The organism is Streptomyces sp. NPDC014870 (assembly GCF_043081505.1).
GTDB lineage: Bacteria > Actinomycetota > Actinomycetes > Streptomycetales > Streptomycetaceae > Streptomyces.
In genome coordinates, this window is the sequence record NZ_JBIBWQ010000003.1 from 507825 (window position 1) to 532499 (window position 24675).

Annotated in this window: 25 protein-coding genes and 3 pseudogenes; 20 read left to right on the forward strand and 8 right to left on the reverse strand. The window is 71.0% G+C overall.

What is annotated here, in order from left to right; genetic code table 11:
• Position 1 precedes the first annotated feature (1 nt).
• Complete coding sequence (locus ACF09C_RS10965) at positions 2 to 457, forward strand: heat shock protein transcriptional repressor HspR (RefSeq protein ID WP_361956939.1); 456 nt, start codon at positions 2 to 4, stop codon at positions 455 to 457.
• A gap of 87 nt (positions 458 to 544) precedes the next feature.
• Here the strand turns inward: ACF09C_RS10965 and ACF09C_RS10970 are convergent, their stop codons facing one another.
• The gene (locus ACF09C_RS10970) at positions 545 to 1018 is read right to left on the reverse strand and encodes a hypothetical protein (protein ID WP_392091037.1); all 474 of its coding nucleotides are present in this window, start codon (positions 1016 to 1018) and stop codon (positions 545 to 547) included.
• Positions 1019 to 1020: 2 nt separating this feature from the next.
• The gene (locus tag ACF09C_RS10975; protein WP_362415045.1) at positions 1021 to 2001 is read right to left on the reverse strand and encodes a helix-turn-helix transcriptional regulator; all 981 of its coding nucleotides are present in this window, start codon (positions 1999 to 2001) and stop codon (positions 1021 to 1023) included.
• 134 nt (positions 2002 to 2135) lie between these two features.
• Between ACF09C_RS10975 and ACF09C_RS10980 the strand changes: the two genes are divergently transcribed.
• Positions 2136 to 2330, forward strand: a complete 195-nt coding sequence (locus ACF09C_RS10980) for a hypothetical protein (RefSeq protein ID WP_392091038.1) — start codon at positions 2136 to 2138, stop codon at positions 2328 to 2330.
• Positions 2327 to 2644 carry a (2Fe-2S)-binding protein gene (locus ACF09C_RS10985; RefSeq protein ID WP_362415041.1) on the forward strand — a complete coding sequence of 106 codons (318 nt, stop codon included), beginning with the start codon at positions 2327 to 2329 and terminating at the stop codon, positions 2642 to 2644. The genes ACF09C_RS10980 and ACF09C_RS10985 overlap by 4 nt, the downstream gene beginning before the upstream one ends.
• A 116-nt stretch (positions 2645 to 2760) precedes the next feature.
• Here ACF09C_RS10985 and ACF09C_RS10990 read toward each other — a convergent pair whose 3' ends face one another.
• Complete coding sequence (locus ACF09C_RS10990) at positions 2761 to 3174, reverse strand: pyridoxamine 5'-phosphate oxidase family protein (protein ID WP_362415039.1); 414 nt, start codon at positions 3172 to 3174, stop codon at positions 2761 to 2763.
• 121 nt (positions 3175 to 3295) lie between these two features.
• Between ACF09C_RS10990 and clpB the strand changes: the two genes are divergently transcribed.
• On the forward strand, positions 3296 to 5881 hold the full coding sequence (gene clpB / locus ACF09C_RS10995) for an ATP-dependent chaperone ClpB (RefSeq protein ID WP_392091412.1): 2586 nt from the start codon (positions 3296 to 3298) through the stop codon (positions 5879 to 5881).
• Positions 5882 to 5952: 71 nt separating this feature from the next.
• Here the strand turns inward: clpB and ACF09C_RS11000 are convergent, their stop codons facing one another.
• Complete coding sequence (locus ACF09C_RS11000; protein WP_392091039.1) at positions 5953 to 6426, reverse strand: hypothetical protein; 474 nt, start codon at positions 6424 to 6426, stop codon at positions 5953 to 5955.
• Between the two features lie 105 nt (positions 6427 to 6531).
• Between ACF09C_RS11000 and ACF09C_RS11005 the strand changes: the two genes are divergently transcribed.
• Entirely contained in the window at positions 6532 to 7077 is a 546-nt protein-coding gene (locus ACF09C_RS11005) for a YbjN domain-containing protein (protein ID WP_392091040.1), read from the forward strand.
• Between the two features lie 46 nt (positions 7078 to 7123).
• On the opposite strand, the gene ACF09C_RS11010 is transcribed toward ACF09C_RS11005, so the two are convergent.
• The 3 genes from ACF09C_RS11010 to ACF09C_RS11020 all read right to left on the reverse strand — a co-directional run bounded on the left by ACF09C_RS11010 (position 7124) and on the right by ACF09C_RS11020 (position 10187).
• Entirely contained in the window at positions 7124 to 8224 is a 1101-nt protein-coding gene (locus ACF09C_RS11010; RefSeq protein WP_392091413.1) for a glycosyltransferase family 39 protein, read from the reverse strand.
• A 227-nt stretch (positions 8225 to 8451) separates the two neighbouring features.
• Positions 8452 to 9633, reverse strand: coding sequence for a pyridoxal phosphate-dependent aminotransferase (locus ACF09C_RS11015; RefSeq protein ID WP_392091041.1), 1182 nt, complete (start codon positions 9631 to 9633; stop codon positions 8452 to 8454).
• A 296-nt stretch (positions 9634 to 9929) separates the two neighbouring features.
• Positions 9930 to 10187 (reverse strand): hypothetical protein, encoded by a 258-nt coding sequence (locus ACF09C_RS11020; protein WP_392091042.1) that lies wholly within the window; start codon positions 10185 to 10187, stop codon positions 9930 to 9932.
• 307 nt (positions 10188 to 10494) lie between these two features.
• On the opposite strand from ACF09C_RS11020, the gene ACF09C_RS11025 reads away from it, so the two are divergent.
• The 10 genes and pseudogenes from ACF09C_RS11025 to ACF09C_RS11070 form a co-directional block, all read left to right on the forward strand.
• Positions 10495 to 10686, forward strand: a complete 192-nt coding sequence (locus tag ACF09C_RS11025; protein ID WP_392091043.1) for a hypothetical protein — start codon at positions 10495 to 10497, stop codon at positions 10684 to 10686.
• A gap of 336 nt (positions 10687 to 11022) precedes the next feature.
• Positions 11023 to 11541, forward strand: a complete 519-nt coding sequence (locus ACF09C_RS11030) for a DUF2617 family protein (RefSeq protein ID WP_392091044.1) — start codon at positions 11023 to 11025, stop codon at positions 11539 to 11541.
• A gap of 75 nt (positions 11542 to 11616) precedes the next feature.
• Positions 11617 to 13353, forward strand: a complete 1737-nt coding sequence (locus tag ACF09C_RS11035) for a polyamine aminopropyltransferase (RefSeq protein WP_392091045.1) — start codon at positions 11617 to 11619, stop codon at positions 13351 to 13353.
• A gap of 103 nt (positions 13354 to 13456) precedes the next feature.
• Positions 13457 to 14461, forward strand: a complete 1005-nt coding sequence (locus tag ACF09C_RS11040; protein ID WP_392091046.1) for an SRPBCC family protein — start codon at positions 13457 to 13459, stop codon at positions 14459 to 14461.
• Between the two features lie 20 nt (positions 14462 to 14481).
• Complete coding sequence (locus ACF09C_RS11045; RefSeq protein ID WP_392091047.1) at positions 14482 to 15291, forward strand: aldose 1-epimerase; 810 nt, start codon at positions 14482 to 14484, stop codon at positions 15289 to 15291.
• A gap of 41 nt (positions 15292 to 15332) precedes the next feature.
• Positions 15333 to 15881 (forward strand): orotate phosphoribosyltransferase, encoded by a 549-nt coding sequence (gene pyrE / locus ACF09C_RS11050; protein WP_362415009.1) that lies wholly within the window; start codon positions 15333 to 15335, stop codon positions 15879 to 15881.
• 224 nt (positions 15882 to 16105) lie between these two features.
• The gene (fbaA, locus tag ACF09C_RS11055) at positions 16106 to 17128 is read left to right on the forward strand and encodes a class II fructose-bisphosphate aldolase (RefSeq protein WP_362005831.1); all 1023 of its coding nucleotides are present in this window, start codon (positions 16106 to 16108) and stop codon (positions 17126 to 17128) included.
• Between the two features lie 78 nt (positions 17129 to 17206).
• Positions 17207 to 18379, forward strand: a complete 1173-nt coding sequence (locus ACF09C_RS11060; RefSeq protein WP_392091048.1) for a MalY/PatB family protein — start codon at positions 17207 to 17209, stop codon at positions 18377 to 18379.
• A 37-nt stretch (positions 18380 to 18416) separates the two neighbouring features.
• A complete protein-coding gene (locus tag ACF09C_RS11065; protein WP_392091049.1) occupies positions 18417 to 19868 on the forward strand; it encodes an MFS transporter in 1452 nt (483 codons plus the stop codon).
• Positions 19869 to 19947: 79 nt separating this feature from the next.
• A pseudogene (locus ACF09C_RS11070) lies at positions 19948 to 20223 on the forward strand (DUF3151 domain-containing protein); the annotation flags it as partial.
• A gap of 90 nt (positions 20224 to 20313) precedes the next feature.
• On the opposite strand, the gene ACF09C_RS11075 reads toward ACF09C_RS11070, so the two are convergent.
• Complete coding sequence (locus tag ACF09C_RS11075) at positions 20314 to 20733, reverse strand: DUF3151 domain-containing protein (RefSeq protein WP_392091051.1); 420 nt, start codon at positions 20731 to 20733, stop codon at positions 20314 to 20316.
• A gap of 122 nt (positions 20734 to 20855) precedes the next feature.
• On the opposite strand from ACF09C_RS11075, the gene ACF09C_RS11080 reads away from it, so the two are divergent.
• The 5 genes and pseudogenes from ACF09C_RS11080 (at position 20856) to ACF09C_RS11100 (ending at position 24658) form a co-directional block, all read left to right on the forward strand.
• A complete protein-coding gene (locus ACF09C_RS11080; RefSeq protein WP_392091052.1) occupies positions 20856 to 22304 on the forward strand; it encodes a recombinase family protein in 1449 nt (482 codons plus the stop codon).
• A gap of 375 nt (positions 22305 to 22679) precedes the next feature.
• Positions 22680 to 22958, forward strand: a pseudogene (locus tag ACF09C_RS11085) (mobilization protein); the annotation flags it as partial.
• Between the two features lie 204 nt (positions 22959 to 23162).
• Positions 23163 to 23288 (forward strand): annotated as a pseudogene (locus ACF09C_RS11090) (transcriptional regulator); the annotation flags it as partial.
• Positions 23289 to 23637: 349 nt separating this feature from the next.
• Positions 23638 to 23775: a hypothetical protein gene (locus ACF09C_RS11095; protein WP_392091053.1), complete on the forward strand. Its 138-nt coding sequence runs from the start codon at positions 23638 to 23640 to the stop codon at positions 23773 to 23775.
• A gap of 460 nt (positions 23776 to 24235) precedes the next feature.
• Positions 24236 to 24658: a hypothetical protein gene (locus ACF09C_RS11100; RefSeq protein WP_392091054.1), complete on the forward strand. Its 423-nt coding sequence runs from the start codon at positions 24236 to 24238 to the stop codon at positions 24656 to 24658.
• The last annotated feature ends 17 nt before the right edge of the window (positions 24659 to 24675 follow it).

Here is a 24675-nt window from a genome sequence, read left to right on the forward strand (position 1 = left end):
GATGGACAGCCGACCGGGACGCAGCCGCAATCCGTACGAACTGACCGACGAGACGCCGGTGTACGTCATCTCGGTGGCGGCCCAGCTCTCGGGCCTGCACCCGCAGACCCTGCGTCAGTACGACCGCCTCGGCCTGGTCTCGCCCGACCGCACGGCGGGCCGTGGCCGGCGCTACTCGGCGCGCGACATCGAGCTGCTCCGCACGGTGCAGGCCCTGTCGCAGGACGAGGGCATCAACCTGGCGGGCATCAAGCGCATCATCGAGCTGGAGAACCAGGTGGCGGCGCTCCAGCAGCGCGTCGCCGAACTGTCGGCGGCCGTAGAGGGCGCCGCCTCGGCGATGCGCCAGCGCGAGGCGCAGGTCCACGCCTCGTACCGGCGCGACCTGGTCCCGTACCAGGACGTGCAGCAGGCGAGCGCGCTCGTCGTCTGGCGCCCGAAGCGCACCGGCGAGTAGCGCTCCCGATCGCGCACGAAGCCCCCTCCGCGGACCGCGGAGGGGGCTTCGGCGTACCCGGGAGAGCGCCGGCCACGGGGACGGGTTCTACGGGATGAGCTCGGCGACGATGTTCCCCGTCGTGTCCCACCAGGGCGCCCCTCCCGTGCCGAACGCGGCGGCGAGCGCGGCGCCGACGGACCGGTCCAGCGCGGTGGGTTCGGCGCCCTCGGCCCAGTCCTCGTCCACGGCGCCGTCACCGCTGGACTCGAAGATCCCCAGCGGCCGTCCGTCGCGCAGCAGTCGGCTCTCCACGTACGAGCAGGGGACGAGCCGGTAGCGGGTGCCCGCGACCACGGCGTCGACGCGGTAGGAGCGGCGCAGCAGCCTCCCGCGGCCGGGCTTGAGGCGGGCGGGCGCCCCGTCGACGGTGAGGGTGAGCCGGGCGGCGGCGCGGGTGCCGATCGGGATCAGCGGGTCGGGCTCCTCGCCGGGGGCGCGGACCAGTTCCACGGTGGGCAGTTCGTGCCCGGAGACGCGCAGGGTGCCGGCGGGGCCGTCGAGGTCGATCTGTACGTACAAGGTCAGTGTTCCTGCTCCAGAAGACCGGACTGTGCGATGAGGTAGCCGAGTTGGGCGCGGCTGCCGCTGCCGAGGGCGGAGGCGAGCTTGGCGATGTGGGCCCGGCAGGTGCGGACGTTCATGCCGAGGCGGCGCGCGATGGCCTCGTCGACGTGGCCCTCGACGAGGAGCTGGGCGATGGAGCGCTGGATCCCGCTGATGCCGTCGGTCTTGATGTCGTACGGGATCTCCTCGCGGATCGGGACCGCGAGCTGCCAGAACTGGTCGAAGACGCCGACGAGGTAGGCCACGATGCCGGGGTGGCGCAGCTCCAGGGCGACCTGGCGGTCGCTGCGCGCGGGGATGAAGGCCACCTCGCGGTCGACGATGATCAGCCGGTCGATGATCTCTTCCAGCGTGCGGACCTGCACCTCGGGACCGACGTGTTCGAGGTAGGTGAGGGTGAGTTCGGTGTGGCGGGCGGTGTGCTGGTAGAGCGTCCGCATGTTGATGCCGCGGCCCAGGAGCGGGGAGACCCTGCGCAGCGCCTCCGCGAGCGCGTGCGCGGGCCGGCCTCCGCCGGGCTGGACGGTCAGGAGTTCCTGCCGGCAGTTGGCGACCACCCGGTCGAGGGTGGCGTTGATCCGGCTGATGCCCTCCAGGACGGTGATGGCGTGCGTGGACGGCTGGTCCTGGGCCGTGATGGACATGAACGGCTCGAAAGCGTCGGACAGCGCGACGGTCAGCCGTCTGCGCTCCAGGATCTCGCGCTCGATGGGCTGCAGGAGTTGCGCGAGCGCGGACGAGGGCGGGATCGGGCGCATCCACTGGGCGTCGTCCGGGTCCGGGTGGAGCAGCGACAGATCGAGCAGGCAAGGCGTCTCGACAGCCTCTGACCGGGGTATTCGTCCCGTCCGCAGAGCGCTGGCGTACAGCTCGGCGCCTGCCTTGCACAACTCTGCATGCGAATGGGGGTGGCCGGATTCGTCCGGTTGTTTCTGCATATGTACACCCCCAGGCTCCTGCATCTCAGGAACATGATGCATGGGTTTGGTGGTGGAAGCGCAGAGAGTAAGCCATCGTCTTACTCGCGGGGGGTTGGAGAAGACATATCTTCAAGTGAGGTTGCTCGGTGATGATGAAGAAGCTCATACGCGCGGTGGCCGGAGTCGCCTTCATCGCGGCCGCCACAGTGGGAGCGCTGGGTGCGGTACAGGATCCCGGTTGGCACTCGGAGCCGGTGGCCGCGCAGGTCTCCACGGTCGCCGACCCGGGCTGGTCGGCCGCGCCGGCCGCCGTGAACGATCCCGGCTGGTCCCTCGTCGGCGCATGAACGTTCCCGACGACTCTCGTTTCCGCCGTGAGATGGCGGCTGCCTACCGTTCCGGGTGGCATTTCATCGACCTCGTCACAGCCGTGCCGCACGGTGGCGATTCGTTGATGGTCACCCTCTTCGGGGAGCCGATCATCATCAGGCGCGGGGACGACGAGGACATCCGAGCCTACCGATGCCTCCGGAAGCCCCGTGGCGCCCCACAGCCCGTCCGGTGTGCCATCCGTTACGGCATGATTTTCGTCAATCTCGACCAGCGTGACCATCAGCTGGTGGAGACCGAGACCATCACCGCCACCCCCCGCAGTGCCTGAGCGGTTCCCCCGTCGTTCAAGATCGCTCAGGTACTTCCCCCACACAGCGGCGCCATCGCGGACCTGAAACGCGATGGCGCCGCTGTGCTGTGCGCGTAAGGCACCGTCGCCGCGCGTCACGCCCGCCCCATGGCCCGCGTGAGCGCGATCTCGATGACCACCCGGTCCGGGTTCGGCGCCGGGACCCGGTTGTAGCGCGCCGCGTAGCGGTCCACCGCGTCGGCGACGACCTCCGGCTCCGTCCGGATCCGCGCCACGCCCTCCAGGGTCGCCCAGCGGCCCTTGTCCACCTGGCAGACCGCCACCCGCGCGCCCTCCGCGCCCGCCGCGAGCACGTTGGCGACCTTGTGGCTGTGCTTGTTGGTGATGACCCGGGCGATGCCGTTCTCGCCGCCCTCGGGGTCGTACGTCACGCCCACCGCCACCACGTGCGGGGTGCCGTCCGCGCGCGGGGTGGTCAGGGTGCACATGTGGTACTCGCGCCAGAAGCTGAGATACGAGTCGTCCGGGTTCCTCGGGTCAGTCGCCATGCCCGGAACCTACCCGCGGCAGAGCCCTGTGCGACACCTTGAGCGGAATAGACTCAACTTTGTGTACGCTGGATGAGTCATAGGAATGTGTACAGCGCACGCCGAGGAGGAGACAGCGCACGTGGACGCCGAACTGACCAACAGGAGCCGGGACGCGCTCAACGCGGCGACCAGCCGCGCCGTGTCCGACGGGCACGCCGACCTGACCCCCGCCCATCTTCTGCTCGCGCTCCTCGCGGGTCAGGAGAACGAGAACATCACCGACCTGCTCGCCGCCGTCGAGGCCGACCAGGCCGCTGTACGGTCCGGAGCGGAGCGGCTGCTCGCCGCCCTGCCCAGCGTGACCGGGTCCACGGTCGCGCCGCCGCAGCCCAACCGTGAGCTGCTCGCCGTCATCGCCGACGCGGCGAAGCAGGCCAAGGAGCTCGGGGACGACTACATCTCCACCGAGCACCTGCTCATCGGGATCGCGGCGAAGGGCGGACCGGCGGGCGACGTGCTGGCCCAGCAGGGGGCCGGCGCGAAGCGGCTGCTCGACGCGTTCGAGAAGAGCAGGGGAGGACGCCGGGTGACCACACCCGACCCGGAGGGTCAGTACAAGGCGCTGGAGAAGTTCGGCACGGACTTCACGGCCGCCGCGCGCGAGGGGAAGCTCGACCCGGTCATCGGGCGCGACCAGGAGATCCGTCGCGTCGTCCAGGTCCTCTCCCGCCGCACCAAGAACAACCCGGTCCTCATCGGCGAGCCCGGCGTCGGCAAGACCGCCGTCGTCGAGGGCCTCGCCCAGCGGATCGTGAAGGGCGACGTCCCCGAGTCCCTCCGGAACAAGCGCCTGGTCTCGCTCGACCTCGGCGCGATGGTCGCGGGCGCCAAGTACCGCGGCGAGTTCGAGGAGCGGCTCAAGACCGTCCTCTCCGAGATCAAGGCCAGCGACGGCCAGATCATCACCTTCATCGACGAGCTGCACACCGTCGTCGGCGCGGGCGCGGGCGGCGACTCCGCCATGGACGCCGGCAACATGCTGAAGCCGATGCTGGCCCGCGGCGAACTGCGCATGGTGGGCGCGACGACCCTGGACGAGTACCGCGAGCGGATCGAGAAGGACCCCGCCCTGGAGCGCCGCTTCCAGCAGGTCCTGGTCGCCGAGCCGAGCGTCGAGGACACCATCGCGATCCTGCGCGGGCTCAAGGGCCGCTACGAGGCCCACCACAAGGTCCAGATCGCCGACTCCGCGCTCGTGGCCGCCGCGACCCTCTCCGACCGGTACATCACCTCCCGCTTCCTCCCCGACAAGGCCATCGACCTCGTCGACGAGGCCGCCTCCCGGCTCCGTATGGAGATCGACTCCTCGCCCGTCGAGATCGACGAGCTGCAGCGCTCCGTGGACCGGCTGCGCATGGAGGAGCTGGCCCTCAAGAACGAGACCGACGAGGCGAGCCGCCAGCGCCTGGAGAAGCTCCGCCGCGACCTCGCCGACCGCGAGGAGGAGCTGCGCGGGCTGACCGCCCGCTGGGAGAAGGAGAAGCAGTCCCTCAACCGGGTCGGCGAGCTCAAGGAACAGCTCGACGAGCTGCGCGGGCGCGCCGAGCGCGCCCAGCGCGACGGCGACTTCGACACCGCCTCCCAGCTGCTGTACGGCGAGATCCCGGCGCTCGAACGCGAGCTGGAGGAGGCGTCCGAGGCCGAGCAGGAGGTCTCGAAGGACACGATGGTCAAGGAGGAGGTCGGCCCCGACGACATCGCGGACGTGGTCGGCGCCTGGACCGGCATCCCCGCGGGACGCCTCCTGGAGGGCGAGACGCAGAAGCTGCTGCGGATGGAGGACGAGCTCGGCAAGCGCCTGATCGGCCAGTCCGAGGCTGTCCGGGCCGTCTCCGACGCCGTCCGCCGCACCCGCGCGGGGATCGCCGACCCCGACCGCCCCACCGGCTCCTTCCTCTTCCTCGGCCCGACGGGTGTCGGCAAGACCGAGCTGGCGAAGGCGCTCGCGGACTTCCTCTTCGACGACGAGCGGGCCATGGTCCGCATCGACATGTCGGAGTACAGCGAGAAGCACTCCGTCGCCCGGCTCGTCGGCGCGCCCCCCGGCTACGTCGGCTACGAGGAGGGCGGCCAGCTCACCGAGGCAGTGCGCCGCCGCCCGTACAGCGTGGTGCTGCTCGACGAGGTGGAGAAGGCGCACCCGGAGGTCTTCGACATCCTGCTCCAGGTCCTGGACGACGGCCGGCTCACCGACGGCCAGGGCCGGACGGTGGACTTCCGCAACACCATCCTGATCCTCACCTCCAACCTGGGCAGCCAGTACCTGGTCGACCCGGTGATCGGCGAGGAGGAGAAGAAGCGGCAGGTCCTGGAGGTGGTCCGGGCGAGCTTCAAGCCGGAGTTCCTCAACCGCCTCGACGACCTCGTGGTCTTCTCCGCCCTCGACAAGAGCGAGCTGGGCCGGATCGCGCAGCTCCAGATCGACCGGCTCGCGCGCCGGCTCGCCGAGCGCCGGCTCACCCTCGACGTCACCCCCGCCGCCCTGGCGTGGCTGGCCGACGAGGGCAACGACCCGGCCTACGGCGCCCGGCCGCTGCGCCGGCTCATCCAGACCGCGATCGGCGACCGGCTCGCGAAGGAGATCCTCGCGGGCGAGGTCCGCGACGGCGACACGGTCCGGGTGGACCGGTTCGAGGACGGCCTGATCGTGGGCGCGGCGCAGTAGTACGGGCGCGGTAGTACGGGCCCAGTGGGCGTACGGGCGCGGTGCCGCAGGAAGGGCGGGGACGGGCCCGGTCAGGTGTCGAAGGCCAGCAGATGGACGAGGGCGGACTCGCCCTCGTACGTCACGGTCACGTCGACCGCGACCGGGCCGCCCGGCTCGGCCTCACCGTCGTACTGCACGTTCACGCACAGGTCGTGGTCGCAGAACTGCGGCTTCCGCGGTTCCGTGCCCGGGTAGGTCCCGGCGAGCCACTGCGCGGCCTCGCCGCGCGGCATCCGGAAGTCGGCCGTGACCTGCGTGTCGAGCCAGCTCGCCGTGGTGCACCGGGGCTCCACCGCGTTCTCCGGCAGGGTCGCCTGGGCCCATTCCAGGGCGTCCGCGCAGTCGACCGGCTGTGGCCCGGTGGCCTCGTCGAAGCCCACCGCGGCCCAGGCCAGCAGGGCGAGCGGCCCTCCGCAGAAGACCGTCACCAGCGCCGAGACCCACACCCACGTCCATGCCTTCGGCCGTACCGGCGGCACTTTCCCCCGTATGTCGTCCCCCATGGGCCCCGAGTTTGTCAGCCCGCAGCGGATCGCGGGAGGTGGGGCTTGCGCCATACCGCCCGGCATGGGGGAGGATGGCGGCAACCGTACGAAGGGATATTCACGGTGAGCATCGACCCGTCCTCGATTCCGAATTTCGGGGGCCAGCCCCAGCCTCAGGCCGCAGGACCGGCGGGCCCCGTCGTCCCCGACCAGGACCTGGTCAAGCAGCTCCTCGACCAGATGGAGCTGAAGTACGTCGTCGACGACGAGGGTGACCTCGCGGCGCCGTGGGAGGAATTCCGCACGTACTTCATGTTCCGCGGCGAGGGGGACCAGAGCGTCTTCTCGGTGCGGACCTTCTACGACCGCCCGCACTCGGCGGACGACCGCGCCCGGATCCTCGACGCGATCGACGACTGGAACCGCCGCACGCTGTGGCCGAAGGTCTACACGCACCTGCACGAGGAGGAGGACGGCTCCGCCACCCTCCGCCTCATCGGTGAGGCCCAGATGCTGATCGGCACCGGCGTCGCCCTGGAGCACTTCGTGTCGTCGACCGTCAGCTGGGTCCGCGCCTCGATCGAGTTCGACAAGTGGCTCGTGGAGCAGTTCGGCCTGCAGGCCCCCGAGGACAAGTCCGCCGAGGGCGACGCGGGCGACGAGGCCTGAGCCCGCACGGGCATCCTCACGGGGCGCACCCTTGCGGGGAGCACCCTCACAGGGCCATCCGCGCGAGCGTCAGCGCGTAGGCCCCGAAGCTGAACGAGAGCCCGGCCAGGGCGGCGATCACCACGATCGCGGCCCTCGGCCGGGCTTTCGTCAGTGCCTGGGCCAGCGGGAAGAGCAGCGGGAACGCGGGCAGCAGGAAGCGCGGCTTGGACTCGAAGAAGCCCGAACCGCCGACGGTGATGAGCACCAGGACGCCCGCGTAGACCAGGACCGGCAGCGGCGGCCGCTCCACCAGGGCGAGCAGCGCGAAGAGCAGCACCCCGGCGCCGGTGAACAGCAGCGCCGTCGCGAAGCCGAACTGCGTCGGCCCGCGCAGCATGTCCCGGACGAAGACCAGCGCGCCCTTGCCGAGGTCGAAGCGCGAGGTCCAGCCGTCCTGGACGGCGAAGTAGCCGCCGAGCAGATCGCCGCGCCGCGCGCCCACCCAGAGCAGGTACGAGAGCCAGCCGAGCGGCGCGAGCGCGGCTCCCGCCCACACCCGTGCGGTGGCCCGGCGCCGGTACAGCTCGTACGCCGCCGCCGCGAGGACCGCCGCCGCGACGGCGATCCCGTTGGGGCGGGAGAGCCCGGCCAGGGCGGCCAGGGCGCCGGCCCACAGCCAGCGGTGGGTGAGGAGCGCGTACAGCGACCAGGCGGCCAGGGCCGTCATCAGCGGCTCGGTGTACGCCATGCTCAGCACGATCGAGTGCGGCAGCAGGCCCCAGAGCAGGACGAGCACGACGGCGGTGCGCCGCCCGTACAGCCGCTCGCCGATCAGGTAGATCCCCCAGGCCGCCAGGCCCGCGCCCGCCCAGGACAGCAGCAGCCCGGCCGTGCCGCCCTCGACGGGCAGGACGGTGGTGACGGCGCGGACGAGGGCCGGGTAGAGCGGGAAGAAGGCCAGGTCGGACTGGACGACCCCGTCGGGCCAGTGGAGCGTGTGGCCGTAGCCGTGCGCCGCGATCCGGGTGTACCAGCCGGAGTCCCAGGACGTGGCCAGCAGCGCCCGGGGCGAGCGCCCGAGGTGCCAGGCCCAGGCGGCGAGCACCAGCATCCCGGTCAGCCGCGCGGCCGCGAAGAGCCCGAGCGCGGGCGCGGCCCGGTGCAGCGAGGCCCACCGGCGGGGGACGCTCCGGACAGCGGCGGTCGACGCCGGGCGGTCGAGAGTCTCGGCGGACAGGGTGCACCTCCGTGCGCACGGGAATCGGAATTAGCCCGACAAATCGGTCTACCCGACCATCCGTGCGGCACGGAGTGGGCGCGCGCGAGCGAGGCGATCACCGGAGCGAAAAACACCCACCCGCGCGAAGACCCGCCCCCCTTGTTCCGGCAGTCCTACCCCGCGAGGCCCTTGAGCCGGGAGACCGCCTCCTCGATCACATCGACGCGCTTGCAGAACGCGAACCGGACGAACGGCTCGCCCTCCGCGCGGTGGTCGTAGAAGACGGCGTTGGGGATGGCGACCACGCCCGCGCGCTCCGGCAGGGCCCGGCAGAAGGCGAAGCCGTCGGACTCGCCCAGCGGGCGGATGTCGGTGGTGACGAAGTACGTCCCGGCCGGCCGGTAGACCTCGAAGCCCGCCCCGGCGAGCCCGTCGCTCAGCAGGTCGCGCTTGGCCTGCAGGTCGGCGCGCAGGTCGTCGAAGTACGTGTCCGGCAGCCGGAGCGCCTCGGCGACGGCGTACTGGAACGGTCCTGAGGCCACGTACGTGAGGTACTGCTTCGCCGACCGGACGGCGGTGGTCAGCTCGGGGGTCGCGGTGACCCAGCCGACCTTCCAGCCGGTGAACGAGAGCGTCTTGCCGGCCGAGCCGATGGTGACCGTGCGCTCGCGCATCCCCGGCAGGCTCGCGATCGGCAGGTGCTCGGCGCCGTCGAAGACCAGGTGCTCGTACACCTCGTCGGTGACGACGAGCAGGTCGCGGGCGACGGCCAGCTCGGCGATCGCGGTCAGTTCGGCGCGGGTGAGGACGGTGCCGGTGGGGTTGTGCGGGGTGTTGAGCAGGATCAGCCGGGTCCGGTCGGTGACGGCGGCCCGCAGCTCGTCCAGGTCCAGGACGAAGCGCCCCTCGTGCGGCCGGAGCGTGACCGGGACGCGCGTGCCGCCCGCCATCGCGACGCAGGCGGCGTACGAGTCGTAGTACGGCTCCAGGGCGATCACCTCGTCGCCCGGCTCGACCAGGGCGAGCAGGGACGCGGCGATGGCCTCGGTGGCGCCCGCCGTGACCAGGACCTCGGTGTCGGGGTCGTAGCTCAGGCCGTACCGCCTCAGCTGGTGCTCGGCGACGGCGGTGCGCAGTTCGGGGACGCCGGGTCCTGGCGGGTACTGGTTGCCGCGTCCGTCGCGCAGCGCGCGGACCGCCGCCTCGCGGATCTCCTCGGGGCCGTCGGTGTCGGGGAAGCCCTGACCGAGGTTGATCGCCCCGGTCCGCGCGGCGAGCGCGGACATCTCGGCGAAGATCGTGGTGCCGAACTCGGCGAGCCTGCGGTTGAGCAGCGGTCGTGTCATGTGCGTCATCCTGGGCCGAAGCTCTGGACTTCCTCAACTCACATCCGGGGGTTGGTATCTGTGGGGGACCCGGTGCACCGACTCTGAGCAGGGGGTGTGCGGTCGGCAACTGTCGTCGTCTGACGGCGTCGGCCGCTGTCGGTCGGCCCACAGACGGCCCGGGGAAGGGCCAGAAAGCCTCGCACCCCTTCGTGAAGAGGGCGAGGCCTGGGGTCGTTCTCCGTGATGGACGCTCAGCACTTGCTTCACGGACGAGCGCGTGCGGTGGTACCCAACGCGCCATCCTTGAGCAGGGCACTGCGTTACTAGACCAACTCGACGCTCACCGACACGCAGTGGCTGTTCACGCAGACTCTGATGGTGAGGGGGCTGTTCTTGGAGAACTGCACGGTCCACTCGGGCGGCACCTGGAATCCCATGGTGCCGAGGTACTTGTGGGGGTCTTGGTTCGCCGACGAGAGCCTTTCCGGATCGTTGTCCAGCTCCCTTACGACGTCGAGGAGGCGAGGGTGGCTCATCACGTGCGTGACAGCCAGTTGGAGGTCCTGAAAGGTTGCCGACATGAAATGCGCCAATCTGTCAGAGTCTGTTCTTGTCGTGATCGAAAGTCTGAGTCGGTGCGTCCGCCCGTCGGCGTCGCCACCATGCCGCCCGTACATGCCCTGAGCCATCGACTCGGTGTTCCAGCGCATATCTCAGGAAGACCACGGCCCACAGGCGGCCCAGTGACCCGCGGACGGCCCCTGAACTGCCCTTCTGCGCATGTCAGGGGCCGTTGCCCCGCGAGAAGGCTCTGAACTTCCTCAAGTGCGCTTTGGGCGCGTGCCGGATCGGGCATCCCCCTCGCACAGACCTACGGGGGTGGTACAGATGGAAATCCTTTTCGCGATGTTCATCGTCTTCATGATCGCGGTGGGCGTGGTGTCCGCGATCAGCGGCAGCCGGCGGGGCAGGCGGCGTGGTGGCTGGTCGGACGGTGGCGGGGGCGGCTGCGGTTCGGACGGCGGTTCGTCCTGCGGTGGCGGCGGTGGCTGCGGCGGAGGGGGCGGCGGCGGCGACTGACCGGGGGTGATCGACTCGGGAGCGACTGTCACGGGGCAGTCGCCCCCGCGAGCACCAGGTGCCCGGCGTTCCAACATCCGCCGGGCACCTTCGTGTTGGAGCCTGGGGGCCGGGTTCGTTTGAACAATTGAACTGTGGGGTCCCCGAAGGGGATGGAAACCACAGCAAGTTGGGTAAAAACGCTGCGAGTCGCTCGAAGTCCGTGATTCCCTCACTGTTGATAGAGACAGCCCTCGGACCATGTGTGGACCCGAGTCGGCGATCCCCCACTCCCGTTGAACCCTTCTCCGGGGCGCCCCCGGCCCACCCGTCAAACCGTGTTTGCGGAGCCGACCCATGCTCACGACCCTGAAAACTTCCTATACCGACACCCGTGCGGCCGATCTGGCCTGGGCTCTCGGGCGCGAGCCGCTGCCCGCCCTCGCCGTGCTCGACCTCGAACTGACCGGCGCCAAGCTGCAGTTGCGCCTGCTCGGCGCCTCTCACCAGGTGCTTCTGGAGGAAGAGGAGCGCCGTTGCTCGGAGACCGTCGCCTGTATGCCCGGCAGCAGTACGCCGCTGCCGCTGGGTGTGTCCAAGCGGATCGGCGGATGGGAGTACGAATTCGCCGCCCGCGTCGAGAAGCTCAACCACGGCTCCTTCGCGGGCCGTGCCCAGGAGTTGCTGGCGCTCGTCGCCGACCATCCCAACGGCCTCGCGGGGACGTTCCCCGGCTCCCCGCACGCCTTCACGGCGATGCTGGCACAGCGCCACGAGGGTCAGGTGCGGTGGCGCACCTGGCACGCGTACCCGCAGGAAGGACAGTTGGTGGTCACGCGGACGCAGGTCGGCGCACGTATGTCCGCCGCGCTGTAACGCGCCTCCCGTACGCCTTAGGTGCACTCGTGTGGGTGACAAGCGGCGACAGATGTGTGACGTAGCGTTACGAACATGATCGATCCGCCCCTGACGATGCCACCCAAGAGGGTGACGCGGCTGCCCGTTCGGCCGAGCACGGTGCGGTATCCGGTCCTGGTCGTCGTCTTCGTCTGCGCCGCCTGCGGTCTCGTCTACGAGCTGGAACTGGTGGCTCTCGCCTCGTACTTGATCGGTGACTCCGTCACGCAGGCCTCCGTCGTGCTCTCCGTGATGGTCTTCGCGATGGGCGTCGGCTCGCTGCTCGCCAAGCGGCTGCGCTGCCGTGCCGCCGTCGGCTTCGGCCTGGTCGAGTGCGGTCTCGCGCTGATCGGCGGCTGTTCCGCCCTCGTGCTGTACGCGGCCTTCGCCTGGCTGGGCGAGGCGCGGTACGTCCTGGTGGCGTTCTCGCTCGCCATCGGAGTCCTCATCGGTGCGGAGATCCCGCTCCTCATGTCGCTGATCCAGCGTGCCGAATCGGCGCGTTCGGCCCGTCTGGCCGGCGCGCGGGAGAAGGACAGCGCCGCCGATCCGGCCGGGACAGTGGCCGACCTCTTCGCCGCCGACTACGTGGGCGCGCTGGTCGGCGGCCTCGCCTTCCCGTTCCTGCTGCTGCCCTGGCTCGGCCAGCTCACCGGCGCGCTCGTCACCGGCGCGGTGAACGCGGTGGCGGGCGGCGGCCTGGTGCTGTGGCTGTTCCGGCGCGACCTGACCTGCCGCTCCCGGGCGCTGCTGATCGGCGCGAACGTGGCCGTCCTCGCCGTCCTCGCCACCGGGACCCTCCTCGTCGACGACTTCGAGGACGCCGCCCGCCGCGCGGTGTACGGGGACGACGTGCGGGTCGCCGTGCGCACCGACCTCCAGGACGTGGTGGTGACGGGGGAGCGCGGCAGCGTGCCGGACCTCTTCGTGGACGGCCGGCTGCGGGCCGGCGGCGCGGACGCCTCCCGCTACCACGAATCGCTGGTCCACCCTGCGATGAACGGGCCGCACGCGCGCGTGCTCATCCTCGGCGGCGGCGACGGCCTCGCCGCCCGTGAGGTGCTGCGCCACGCCGGGGTCCGCTCGGTCACCGTCGTGGAGATCGACCCCGGCATCGCCCGGCTCGCCCGTACCCACCCCGAACTCACCGCGCTCAACGGCCACGCCCTGCACGACCCGCGCGTCCGGATCGCCTTCGCGGACTCCTTCCGCTGGCTGCGCGAGACGGCGACCACCGGGCCCGCGCCGGGGGCGGGCGGGCGCGGGGGCCGGGGCGAGGGGCCGCGCGAGCGGTACGACGTGGTGATCTCGGACCTCCCCGACCCGGGCATCTCGGCCGGCGCCAAGCTGTACTCGGAGGAGTTCTACGGCCTGGCCGCCCGGGTCCTCGCGGACGACGGGCGGCTCGTCGTGCACGCCGGTTCGGCCGCCGCCTCCCCCCGTACGTACTGGACCGTGGACTCCACCCTCCGCGCCGCCGGCTTCGCGACCCGCCCCTACAGCGCGCACGGCAGCGGGGCGTACCTGGCCGCGGGCCCCGACCGCGCGGACCGCTCGGGCGGCGCGGACGCGGGAGCGGCGGGGGACGTCGGCGCGGCCGACTGGGGGTACCTCCTCGCGGGGGCCGGCACGTACCCGCCCGAGCTGGCCCTCCCCGCCGGCACGCCCCCGCTGCGGTCCCTGACGGCAGGGTCCCTGGTGACGGGTGTCCGGGCCGTCGAGCGCACCCGGGACGAGCGGGCCGCCCCGCCCCCGCCGTCGACACTGGTCCACCCGCGCTACGGCGGCTGAGCGGCCGACCAGGGCTGTCGGCGGGGGCCCGGGGCGCGGGCCGGGGCGCGGGACCGGGGCGAACAGGCGACGGCGGCGCCCGGGCTGAGTAGGCTCGGCTTCCATGGAGCATGAGGTGTTCGTTCCGGTACCGGCCGAGGTTCTCCGCGAGACCCTGACGGACCCCGCACGGGTGGCGCGCTGCGTCCCCGGCCTCCAGCAGGACGCCGACGCGGAGGCGGGCCCGCTCGCGGGCCGGCTGAGGATCCGGGCCGGCGGCCACACGATCACCTACCAGGGCGCGCTGCGCCTGGCCGAGCAGCGCGGGGCCTTCGCCGTCGAGGGCCGGGGCACCGAAGTCCGCGGCAAGGGCACGGTGCGGCTCTCCCTGTCGATCGGGCTCACCCCGGTGGCCGACGGGACGACGCTCACCTTCACGGGCACCGTGAAGCCCGAGGGCCGGCTCGCCGACCTCCCGGAGGAGGCGCGGGAGTCGGCGGCCCAGCGGCTGATCGAGAGGTTCGCGACCGCGCTGGCCGCCGCCGCGGAGAACGGTGGCGGCGGGACGAAGGAGCGCCCCGGGGAGGCGAAGGAGAGCCCTGGCGCGGCCGTCGACTCCTCGGACACCCACGCGCCCGACTCGGCCGCCGACTCCGAGACCGACTCGGCCGCCGACTCCGACTCGGCCGCCGACTCCGACTCCGACACCGATACCGACCTCACCGACGCCCACACCGACCTCGACGACGAGGCCGACAGCGACAGCGACGGGGTCGACGACGGGGTCGAGGAGCCCCGCCGGCCCGAGTCGTCGCCGCCGTCCGTCTTCGAGACGCCCGTCCCCCCGCACTCCCTGGACCCCTTCCAGGGCGGCGACTTCGAGGACGGCGACGCGCCCGTCGAGTACCCCGCCGAACCCCCGGCCGCCGAGGCCGCGCATGCCCGCCGGACGATGATCGGGCGGAGCGCCGAAGAGGTCGACCACGCGCCGCCCCGTGGCCGGTACGCCCCCGTCCCCGCCCCGGAGACCAGCACGGCCGGCGCCACCCTGCGCTGGATCGCGCCCGCCGCCGCCCTCGCGATCGCCTCGGCGGTCGTCGTCGGCCGGGCGCTGCGCCGCAAGCGCTGAACCCCGTCTACTGTCGGGGCGTGAGCAAGCAGACGCGACTGACGGCGGGCGACGCCGAGTTGACCATCAACCCCGACAACGGCTGCCGGATCGAGAGCCTGCGCATCGGCGGCAGGGAGCTGCTGCGCCAGGGCGAGCGGTACGGATGCTTCCCGATGGTGCCCTGGTGCGGACGGATTGAGCTGGGCCAGTTCCGCGACGGCGGCGTGAAGCACCAGATGCCCCTCAACTCGCCGCCGCACGCGATCCACGGCACCGGCCGCGACAGCGTGTGGAAGGCGGCCAGGACGGCGGACGCCGACGGGGCGCGCACGGCGGCGTTCATCTACGAGCTCGGGGACCCGTGGCCGTACACCGGCCGGGTCACCCAGACCTTCGCGCTCACCGAGGACACGCTCACGCTGCAGCTCGGGGTGGAGACGTACGACGCCTCCTTCCCGGCGCAGGCCGGCTGGCACCCCTGGTTCAACCGGACCCTCGACGGCGGCGCGCCCGTCCGGCTCGACTTCACGCCCGACTGGCAGGAGGAGCGCGGCGAGGACCACCTCCCCACCGGGCGGCGGATCGGCCCCACCCCGGGCCCCTGGGACGACTGCTTCGGGATGCCGGACGGCGTCGACGTCACGCTCACCTGGCCGGAGCAGCTGGAGCTGAAGGTGACCAGCCGCGCCCCGTGGGTCGTGATCTACGACGAGCAGGAGGCGGCCGTCTGTGTGGAGCCGCAGTCCGGCCCGCCGAACGGCCTGAACACGCTCCCGCGGTACGTGACCCCGATCGAGCCGCTGGAGATCGCGACCACCCTCGCCTGGCGGCGGCTCGAGAGGCCCTAGGGGAAACGGACGGCCGAAGGGGAGGCCCTAAGCTCGTGAGCATGACTGACGTACGCGCTGACCTGCTCCAGCAGATCAAGGACAAGGCCGTGGTGCACGGCAAGGTGACCCTCTCCTCGGGTCTGGAGGCCGACTACTACGTCGACCTGCGCCGGATCACGCTGGACGGCGCCGCCTCTCCGCTCGTCGGCCAGGTCATGCTCGACCTGACCGCCGAGCTGGAGTTCGACGCGGTGGGCGGCCTGACGCTCGGCGCCGACCCGGTCGCGACGGCGATGCTGCACGCCTCCGCCGCCCAGGGGAAGCGCCTGGACGCCTTCGTCGTCCGCAAGGCCGCCAAGGCGCACGGGATGCAGCGCCAGGTCGAGGGCCCGGACATCAAGGGCCGCCGGGTCCTGATCGTCGAGGACACCTCCACCACCGGCGGCTCCCCGCTGACCGCCGTCGAGGCCGCCCGCGCGGCCGGTGCCGAGGTCGTCGCGGTCGCCACGATCGTGGACCGGGCGACGGGCGCGGGCGAGAAGATCAGCACCACGGCGGGCGTGCCGTACCTCTACGCCTTCGCGCTGGACGAGCTGGGTCTCGCCTGATCGACGCGGAGTGACCGAGGCGAAGTCGTGACTTAGGTCCCGGGACGTCCTGTCGGCGTCTCTGACCTGGGGCTTTGGTCGGGGCGGAGTGTTTCACGTGAAACGCTCCGCCCCGCACGTCTCGGTGTCCGCACAAGAGTCTGGAAAGATGGGCCCCGACGATGACGTCGCCCCAGGTCAGGGTCAAGTAACGCACCCACCCGCACATCACAAGGAGCGGACGAATGCCCATCGCAACCCCCGAGGTCTACAACGAGATGCTCGACCGGGCGAAGGCAGGCAAGTTCGCCTACCCGGCCATCAACGTGACCTCCTCCCAGACCCTGCACGCCGCGCTGCGCGGCTTCGCGGAGGCCGAGAGCGACGGCATCATCCAGATCTCGACCGGTGGCGCCGAGTTCCTGGGCGGCCAGCACAACAAGGACATGGTCACGGGCGCCGTCGCCCTGGCCGAGTTCGCGCACATCGTCGCCGCCAAGTACGACATCACGGTCGCGCTGCACACCGACCACTGCCCGAAGGACAAGCTGGACGGCTACGTCCGCCCGCTGCTCGACATCTCCGCCGAGCGCGTCAAGGCCGGTCAGAACCCGCTCTTCCAGTCGCACATGTGGGACGGCTCCGCCGAGACCCTCGCCGACAACCTGGCCATCGGCCAGGAGCTGCTCGCCAAGGCCGCCGCCGCCAAGATCATCCTCGAGGTCGAGATCACCCCGACCGGTGGCGAGGAGGACGGCGTCAGCCACGAGATCAACGACGAGCTGTACACCACGGTCGACGACGCGATCCGCACCGCCGAGGCCCTGGGCCTGGGCGAGAAGGGCCGCTACCTGCTCGCCGCCTCCTTCGGCAACGTGCACGGCGTCTACAAGCCGGGCAACGTCGTCCTCCGCCCCGAGCTGCTCAAGGACCTCCAGGCGGGCGTCGCCGAGCGCTTCGGCAAGGCCAACCCGTTCGACTTCGTCTTCCACGGCGGCTCCGGCTCCACCGCCGAGGAGATCGCCACCGCGCTGGAGAACGGCGTCGTGAAGATGAACCTCGACACCGACACCCAGTACGCCTTCACGCGTCCGGTCGTGGACCACATGTTCCGCAACTACGACGGCGTCCTGAAGGTCGACGGCGAGGTCGGCAAGAAGTCCACCTACGACCCGCGCACCTGGGGCAAGCTCGCCGAGGCCGGCATGGCCACCCGCGTGGCCGAGGCGTGTGCCGCGCTGCGCTCGACCGGCACGAAGCTGAAGTAAGCACGGCGGTTTCGATCCGTTGACGAAGGGCCCGGCACCGCGTGGTGTCGGGCCCTCCGTGTTTCGAGGGAGGTCCGAGTGACGACGACGAGGTACGACTTCGACCGCGAGATAGCCCGGCAGGGCACCTGGTCGGTCCAGTGGGACGGCATCGCGGACCGCTTCGGCGTGTCCGACCTGCTCCCCTTCACCATCTCCGACATGGACTTCGCCTCCCCGCCGGAGGTGCTGAGCGCCCTGACGGAACGGGTCGAGCACGGCGTGTTCGGCTACACCGACTGGCGGCTCGGCGAGTTCCGCGAGGCGATCCGCGACTGGTACGCGACCCGTCACGACACCGCGATCGACATCGAGACCCTCGTCTACGCGCCGTCCGTCCTCAGCCAGCTCTCGCAGCTGCTCCAGATGTGGACCGAGCCCGGCGACGGCGTGGTCGTGCACACCCCGACGTACGACGGCTTCCGCAAGGCCGTCACCGGCCTCGGGCGCGAGCTGCGGGGCGTACCGGTCGGGGACCTCGCGGCGCTGGACGCGGAGCTGGCGCGGCCGGACAGCCGGCTGCTGCTGCTCTGCTCGCCGCACAACCCGACGGGACGGGTGTGGCGGGAGGAGGAGCTCGCGGAGTTCACGCGGCTCGCCGAGCGCCACGGGGTCGCCGTCATCAGCGACGAGATCCACGCGGACCTGGTGGCGGACGGCCACCGCCACCTGCCCTTCATCCGCTTCGCCGAGACCTCGGCGGTCCGCCGCTGGGCGCTGATCACCTCCGGGACCAAGGCCTTCAACTTCCCGGCGCTGAGCGGCTCGTACGGGATCGTCGGCGACCCCGGCGAGCGGACCGCGTTCATCCGCCGCATGGAGACCGGCGAGGGCCTCGCCTCCCCGGCCGTCCTCTCGCTGACCGCCCACATCGCCGCCTACCGGCACGGCGCCCCCTGGCTGGACCAGCTGCGGGCGTACGTGGCCGGCACGATGCGGCTCCTCGAAGAGCGGCTCACGCAGGGTCTGCCGGGCGTGACCTGGACACCCCCGCAGGCCGGCTACCTGGCCTGGATCGACCTGCGCCCGCTCGGCATCGACGACACAGCGCTCCAGCTCGACCTGGTGGAGACCGAGCGGGTCGCGATCATGCCGGGCAGCGTCTACGGCGAGCCCGGCTTCGTCCGGCTGAACGTCGGCTGTCCGCGCAAGAAGGCGGAACGGGGCGTGGACGCGCTGGTACGGGCGGCGAACCGGCTCCGCGTGACCTGACGTGCACGGCTCCGCCCCCGCGAGGACCATGGCAGGCATGGACATCCGGCTGAGCTCCCGCACCGGGCGGTGGATCGTCTTCACCACCGTGCTCGGTTCGGGGATGGCGCTGCTCGACTCCACCGTCGTCAACGTCGCCCTGCCCCACATCGGCGAGGACCTCGACGCCGACATGGCCGTGCTCCAGTGGACCGTCAACGCCTACATGCTCACCCTCGCCGGGCTGATCCTGCTCGGCGGGGCGCTGGGGGACCGGTACGGGCGGCGCCGGGTCTTCGTCATCGGGATCGTGTGGTTCGCCGCCGCCTCGCTGCTGTGCGGGCTCGCGCCCAACGCGGGGGTCCTGATCGCCGCCCGTGCCCTCCAGGGCGTCGGCGGCGCACTGCTCACCCCCGGCTCGCTCGCGCTGATCCAGGCGAGCTTCCACCCGGACGACCGGGCCAAGGCCGTCGGGCTCTGGTCCGGTTTCGGCGGGGTCGGCGCGGCGATCGGGCCCTTCGTCGGCGGCTGGCTGGTCGACGGTCCCGGCTGGCGGTGGGTGTTCCTGCTGAACGTGCCGCTGGCCATCCTGTGCGTGCCGGTCGCGCTGCGTCATGTGCCCGAGTCCCGCGACGAGTCCGCCCACGGCCGCTTCGACGTGCTCGGCGCCTTCCTCGGGGCGGCCGCGCTCGCCCTGGTGACGTACGCGCTGATCGCCGAGGCGTGGTGGGCCGGCGGGCTCGGGGTCGTGGTCGGGGCGGCGTTCGTCGTCCTGGAGCGGCGCCGGGAGGAGCCGATGGTGCCGCCGTCGATCTTCGCGTCGCGCCAGTTCACCGTGGTCAACCTGGTGACGCTGTGCGTGTACGCGGCGCTCGGCGGCTTCTTCTTCCTGGCCGCACTCCAGCTCCAGGTCGTCTCCGGCTACTCGGCGCTCGCGGCGGGCACGGCCATGCTGCCGACGACGATCCTGATGCTGCTCCTGTCGGCGAAGTCGGGCGAGCTGGGCGAGAAGATCGGGCCCAGGATCCCGCTGACCGTGGGGCCGCTGCTGTGCGCGGTCGGCATGATCCTGATGCTGCGGGTCGGTGAGGACGCCTCGTACGTCGAGGACGTGCTGCCGGCCATGGCAGTGCTGGGCCTCGGCCTGACCGTCCTGGTGGCCCCGCTGACCGCGACCGTCCTCGCCTCGGTGGACGTGGCGCGGGCGGGCCTGGCCAGCGGGATCAACAACGCGGCGGCCCGGGCCGCCGGCCTCCTGGCGGTCGCGGCGCTGCCGGCGCTCGCGGGGATGGGGCCGGAGGCGTACCGCTCGGCGGAGGAGTTCGGGGAGACGTTCCGGCGGGCGATGCCGATGTGCGCCGGGCTGATGGTGGCCGGCGCGGTCCTGGCCTGGGCGACCGTGCGGAAGCCGGCCGTCGAGGCGGACTGCCATCCCGAGTGCAAGGTCCACTGCGGGGTCACCTCGCCGCCGCTGGACCCGGGGGAGCAGAAGACCGAGCGCGAGCGATGACTCTCCCGCGAGCGATGGCTCTCCTGCGAACGACGACTCTCCCGCGAACGACGACTCTCCGCTGAGGCAGACTTGGCCCATGGCCATCCACGAGAACCTGCTGGGGGGACCGCCCCCCACCCACCTGCCCGACGACCCGGAGCCGCGCGAGCTGCTCGCGGCCGGCACGGCGCCTACGGACGTCGCCGCGAAGTACCCGACGTCCTCGCTGGCCTGGGCCCAGCTCGCCGACGAGGCGTTCGAGGCCGGTCGTGTCGTCGAGTCGTACGCCTACGCCCGCACCGGCTACCACGGGGGCCTGGACGCGCTGCGGCGCAGCGGCTGGAAGGGCCACGGCCCGGTGCCGTGGGAGAACGGCGCTACATGTGATCGTGCAATTTCCGCTTTCCGTGCCGCCGTCGCTGCCTGAGTGACGGCGACACAGAAGTCGCACCTGCGGTGATCGTTACCGCTTCAGCTCGGTGTACGCCTCGGCGCTGCTGTCCTTCAGGAACTGCCAGCACCGCTCCGTCTCGTCCTTCTCGTCGATCTCGCCGGCGGCGCGAGCGAGGGCGGCGAGGCAGCGCAGGAACCCGCGATTGGCCCGGTGGTCCCAAGGGATGGGGCCATGTCCCTTCCACCCGGCCCGGCGCAGCGCGTCCAGACCTCGGTGGTAGCCGGTGCGCGCGTACGCGTACGACTCGACCACTCGCCCCGCCTCGAAGGCGTCGTCGGCGAGCATCGCCCAGGCGAGCGAGAACGTGGGATCCTTCGCCACCACTTCGGCCGGCGGCCGGGACTCCTCGCCCAGGAGGCGGTACGCCTCTTCGTTCTCCGGCAGATACGTCGGCTCCGGGCCGCCGAGCAGGTTCTTGTGCGTCGTCATGGGAGCAGTCTGCCACTCGGGGACGGGCGTCCGGGATGCCCACGAGGAAAATCGGCCGTGGCCCAAGGGGGGACAAGAACGGCGCTTGATGTAACCAATTGCGATATGCGACGATCCGGCGCATGGCGGCACGACGGGGGTCCTCCGGGGCCATACAGGTGGGCATCTACACCCGGATCAGCAAGGACGACGAAGCCGAGGGCCTCGGCGTCGCGCGGCAGGAGGAGGACTGCCGACTGCACTGTGCAGCCCGGGGGTGGGAGGTCGCCAAGGTCTACGAGGACAACGACCTGTCCGCGTACAAGCGGAAGACGGTACGCCCCGAGTTCCGGCAGATGCTGGAAGACCTGAAGGCCGGGCGGATCGACGGGGTCGTCGCCTGGGACATCGACCGCTTCACGCGCCAGCCGCGCGAACTGGAGGCGTGGATCGACGAGTACGAGGACGCCGAGCGCGGGAAGCGCCACCTCGTCTTCGACTCCGTCTCCGCGTCGGACATCGACCTCTCCACGGAGAACGGCCGGTTCATCGCGCGGATCAAGGTCACCATCGCCAACAAGTCCTCGGCGGACACCTCGCGGCGCACGAAGCGCAAGCACCTGGAGCTGGCGACGCAGGGCAGGCTCCCCGGCGGTCGGGCACCGTACGGATGGAACCGCGAGGACCGCAGGACGTTGGTCCAGGAAGAGGCCGAGCACCTCCGCAAGGCGGTGAAGGACTTCCTGGGCGGTATCCGGTGGGCGTCGATCGCGCGTGACTGGCGGGACAAGGGGGTCAGGTCCCACAGTGGCGGCTTCTTCGACGACTCGAAGATCAAGCGGATGCTGATGAACCCGCGGATCTGCGGCTACCGGATGCACCAGGGGGAGTTGTTCCTGGACGAACACGGTGAGCCCGTCGTCGGCGACTGGGAGCCGATCATCCCTCCCGACGACTGGTACCTGCTCACGGAGAAGGTCAGGCGGGAGTCGGAGGGGCGGGAGGTACGGGACTACGCCACCAAGTACCTCCTCTCCGGCATCGCGCGGTGCGGAAGGTGCGGGGCCAAGATGCGGGCCTTCCCGTCGTACCGGAAGTCGAAGACGTCGTCGCAGTTCAGGTACGCGTGTCCTGGCAAGAACGACGGCGGATGCGGGGGAGTGGCCAGGGCGGGTGAACCGGTCGACCGCCTCATCAGGAAGGCCGTGTTCCTCAGCTCGGACAAGGCGCTCGCGAACGTCCGTGAACGCGCGCCGGAGTGGACCAAGGAGGAGCAGCTGGCTTCGCTGGAACGGGACATGGCCGAGTTCAAGCAGGCGTGGCAGGAGAAGCGTATGTCGGCCGCCCGCTATATCGCGCTCACCGAAGACCTGGAGAAGCAGATCGCGGAACTGCAGCGGGAGCGGGCCCTGCATCGCGCCGAGGCTGCGACGTTCGCGGCCGGCCCCGTCGACATCCGGGAGCGGTGGGAGAAGCTGACGATCGAGCAGCAGCGCGCCGCCGTCCTCAAGGTCTTCCGCGCGGTCATCGTCAAGCCCTCGTCCAACGGGCCGATCTTCGACCCGGCGGACATCGAGCCGGTGCTCAGGTGACGAGGTGACGAATGAAGCCGGGCCCCATGGCAACTGGGGCCCGGCTTCGTTCGTTCACGACCGGTCTATGCCGAAGATGCGGAGAAGGTCGTCGACCCACTCCTCATCCCGGTCGGGGAGCTGGGCTTCCACTCGGCGCAGCCATTCGTCCTCAGTCAAAGAGCCCGGCCTCCCGCGTCACGCCACTGTGGCCGCCGGTTGGGCGGGAACATGGTGGTGCGACACGGCGAGGGCGGCGTGGGAGAACGGCGTCCGAATGCGGAGTCGGTGCGGAGGCCGTGGGTGTTGCAGGTCGACGCAAGGGGTGAGTCCTCTTCTGGCCTCGGCTGGTGGGGCGGCAACCCCGGCCGGGCCGTGTCGTTCAGGGGTGGGATGGACGCCCTCGCTACCGCCCTCGCCGGGGCGGAAGCGGGCGGCCACAACGCGGCCACCGTCCTCGACCAGGCCCTCGGCCAACGCACCCTCGACGACGCCCGCAACCCCGCCCGAGCCCTGACCTGGCGCATCCACCGCCTCGGCCAACGCCACACACCCGGCCCCCTCGCCCAGGCAGCCATGGCCCGCAGCACCACACGACTCCCCACCACCACAGCCCACGCGCCGGCAGCCACACCGGCCGCCATGCAGCAGCCACCACGCGTGCGCCGACGTTGATCGGCCGACATGTTCGCTCCGTAAGGGAACAGGGCGCAGCCCGTTCAGAGGCGGCCCTTGGGAGTACGGAGCGCAGCCCCGGACCACTTGCCCGGCAACTGCCTCCCGCGCACGCGGCGTCCTGGGTACCGTGCTGGTGACGAACTCTGTACGGACAGACCGGCGCAGCCCGCACGGACGTCCGGCGGTTGGGGAGGTGTCCTGATGCTGGAGGAAGCCGAGGAGATCGGCCGGCGCGTCCGCAGGGCGAGGCTGCGGCTGGGGATGCCGCAGGCCGATCTGGCCACGGCTCTGGGAAAGTCGCAGGGCTGGGTTTCGGAGAAGTTGCGGCGCATGTCCGACCGTTTTCACCTGGACGGATAGGGGTCGTATTCCTCCGGCTCATATTCGGGGGCTGAGCCGTCCCTACCTTCAGAGCCATGACCGGACGACCTGCTCCCCATCTCCCTTCCCAGGGACGTGAGTTAAGAACGGCGGCCCCCTTCGAGCCGCAGCTCGGCGACCTCGCCGCCGACACCGCCCGCACCTGCCGTGTCGGCGTCGTGGTCGCTCTCCCTGGCCAGGGCTCCGCCACGACGTACCACCTGCGCCCGCCGGGCGGCGGTGCCGCCTGGTCGGCGCCTGCCGACGGCACGACGCTGCGGCCCGTGCCGGCAAGGGCGACCCACGTAACCTGGCCATGCACTACATCGACCCCACCAACGCCCGCGCTACCTTCGACGAGATCCTCCACCGCCGCACCCGCCGCACCCGCCGCACCCGCCGCACCCGCCGCACCCGCCGAGGCCGCGAAGCTGCGGCTGCGGCCTCGTCCTGAGCCCGCCGCGCAACCGTCGGCCGTGCCTGTATCGCTACGGCCGGCGGTTGCGCGGGACAGCAATGAAGCGGAGCCGCAGGCTCGGAGAGTGTGCGAAAGCGCCAATTTCAGCTGGTTCAGATACGGCTGGTTTTGGATGCACGGAGCCGGTTCATTCCAGCCTGACATCCGGAACGTATCTATGCATTCACCAATGGGGATCCCGCCCTGCCGAACAACCGTCAAGGAAAAGGCTGGTGGCGCCCACGACAATCACCTAACTGGAGGAGAAGTATCCGGATAGTAGCTAGAGTCACCCATCTGTACCGAGGTTGCGACCGGGCCAGCGGTCTTCCAGTCGCCCCAGCAGCGGCGAATGTGACGAACTCATGGCCGAAAACACCAAAGTGCATTGATCGTTTGCCATGGCCCACATACGGTCCCAGTCGTCCATGTCAGCTATCCCAAGGGGGGGAACCACGTGAGATCTACACGTCTCACCGCTCTGCGTGAGTCTGGTCGGCGAATAGGCACCGTCACCCTCGGTGCTGCCGCTGTGCTCGGCCTCCTCACCGCGCCCGCTCAGGCATCGAGCTGGTCCAGCTACCTGTCGGGAGTCGGTCCCGGCTACGAATCCCGCCGCTGGTACGACACCGGCGGCGCCACCACGATCAAGTTCACAGGCTGCAGTGGCGGCAGCGGCGCCGAAGTCCGCCTCCGCAAGGACACGTTCGGGCCCGACCCGGCCTACGCGACGGCACTGTTCACAAATTGCTTCGCCAGCAGCACCTCGACCTCGACTGGCAACTGGTCCGATCACGGCTCCGGGGACTACTACTTCGCCGTCAACGAGGCTGCGGTCAACCTGAAGCTCTGGGTCAAGTCGCTTACCGTCTCCTACTGACGATCCTGTTCCTCCGG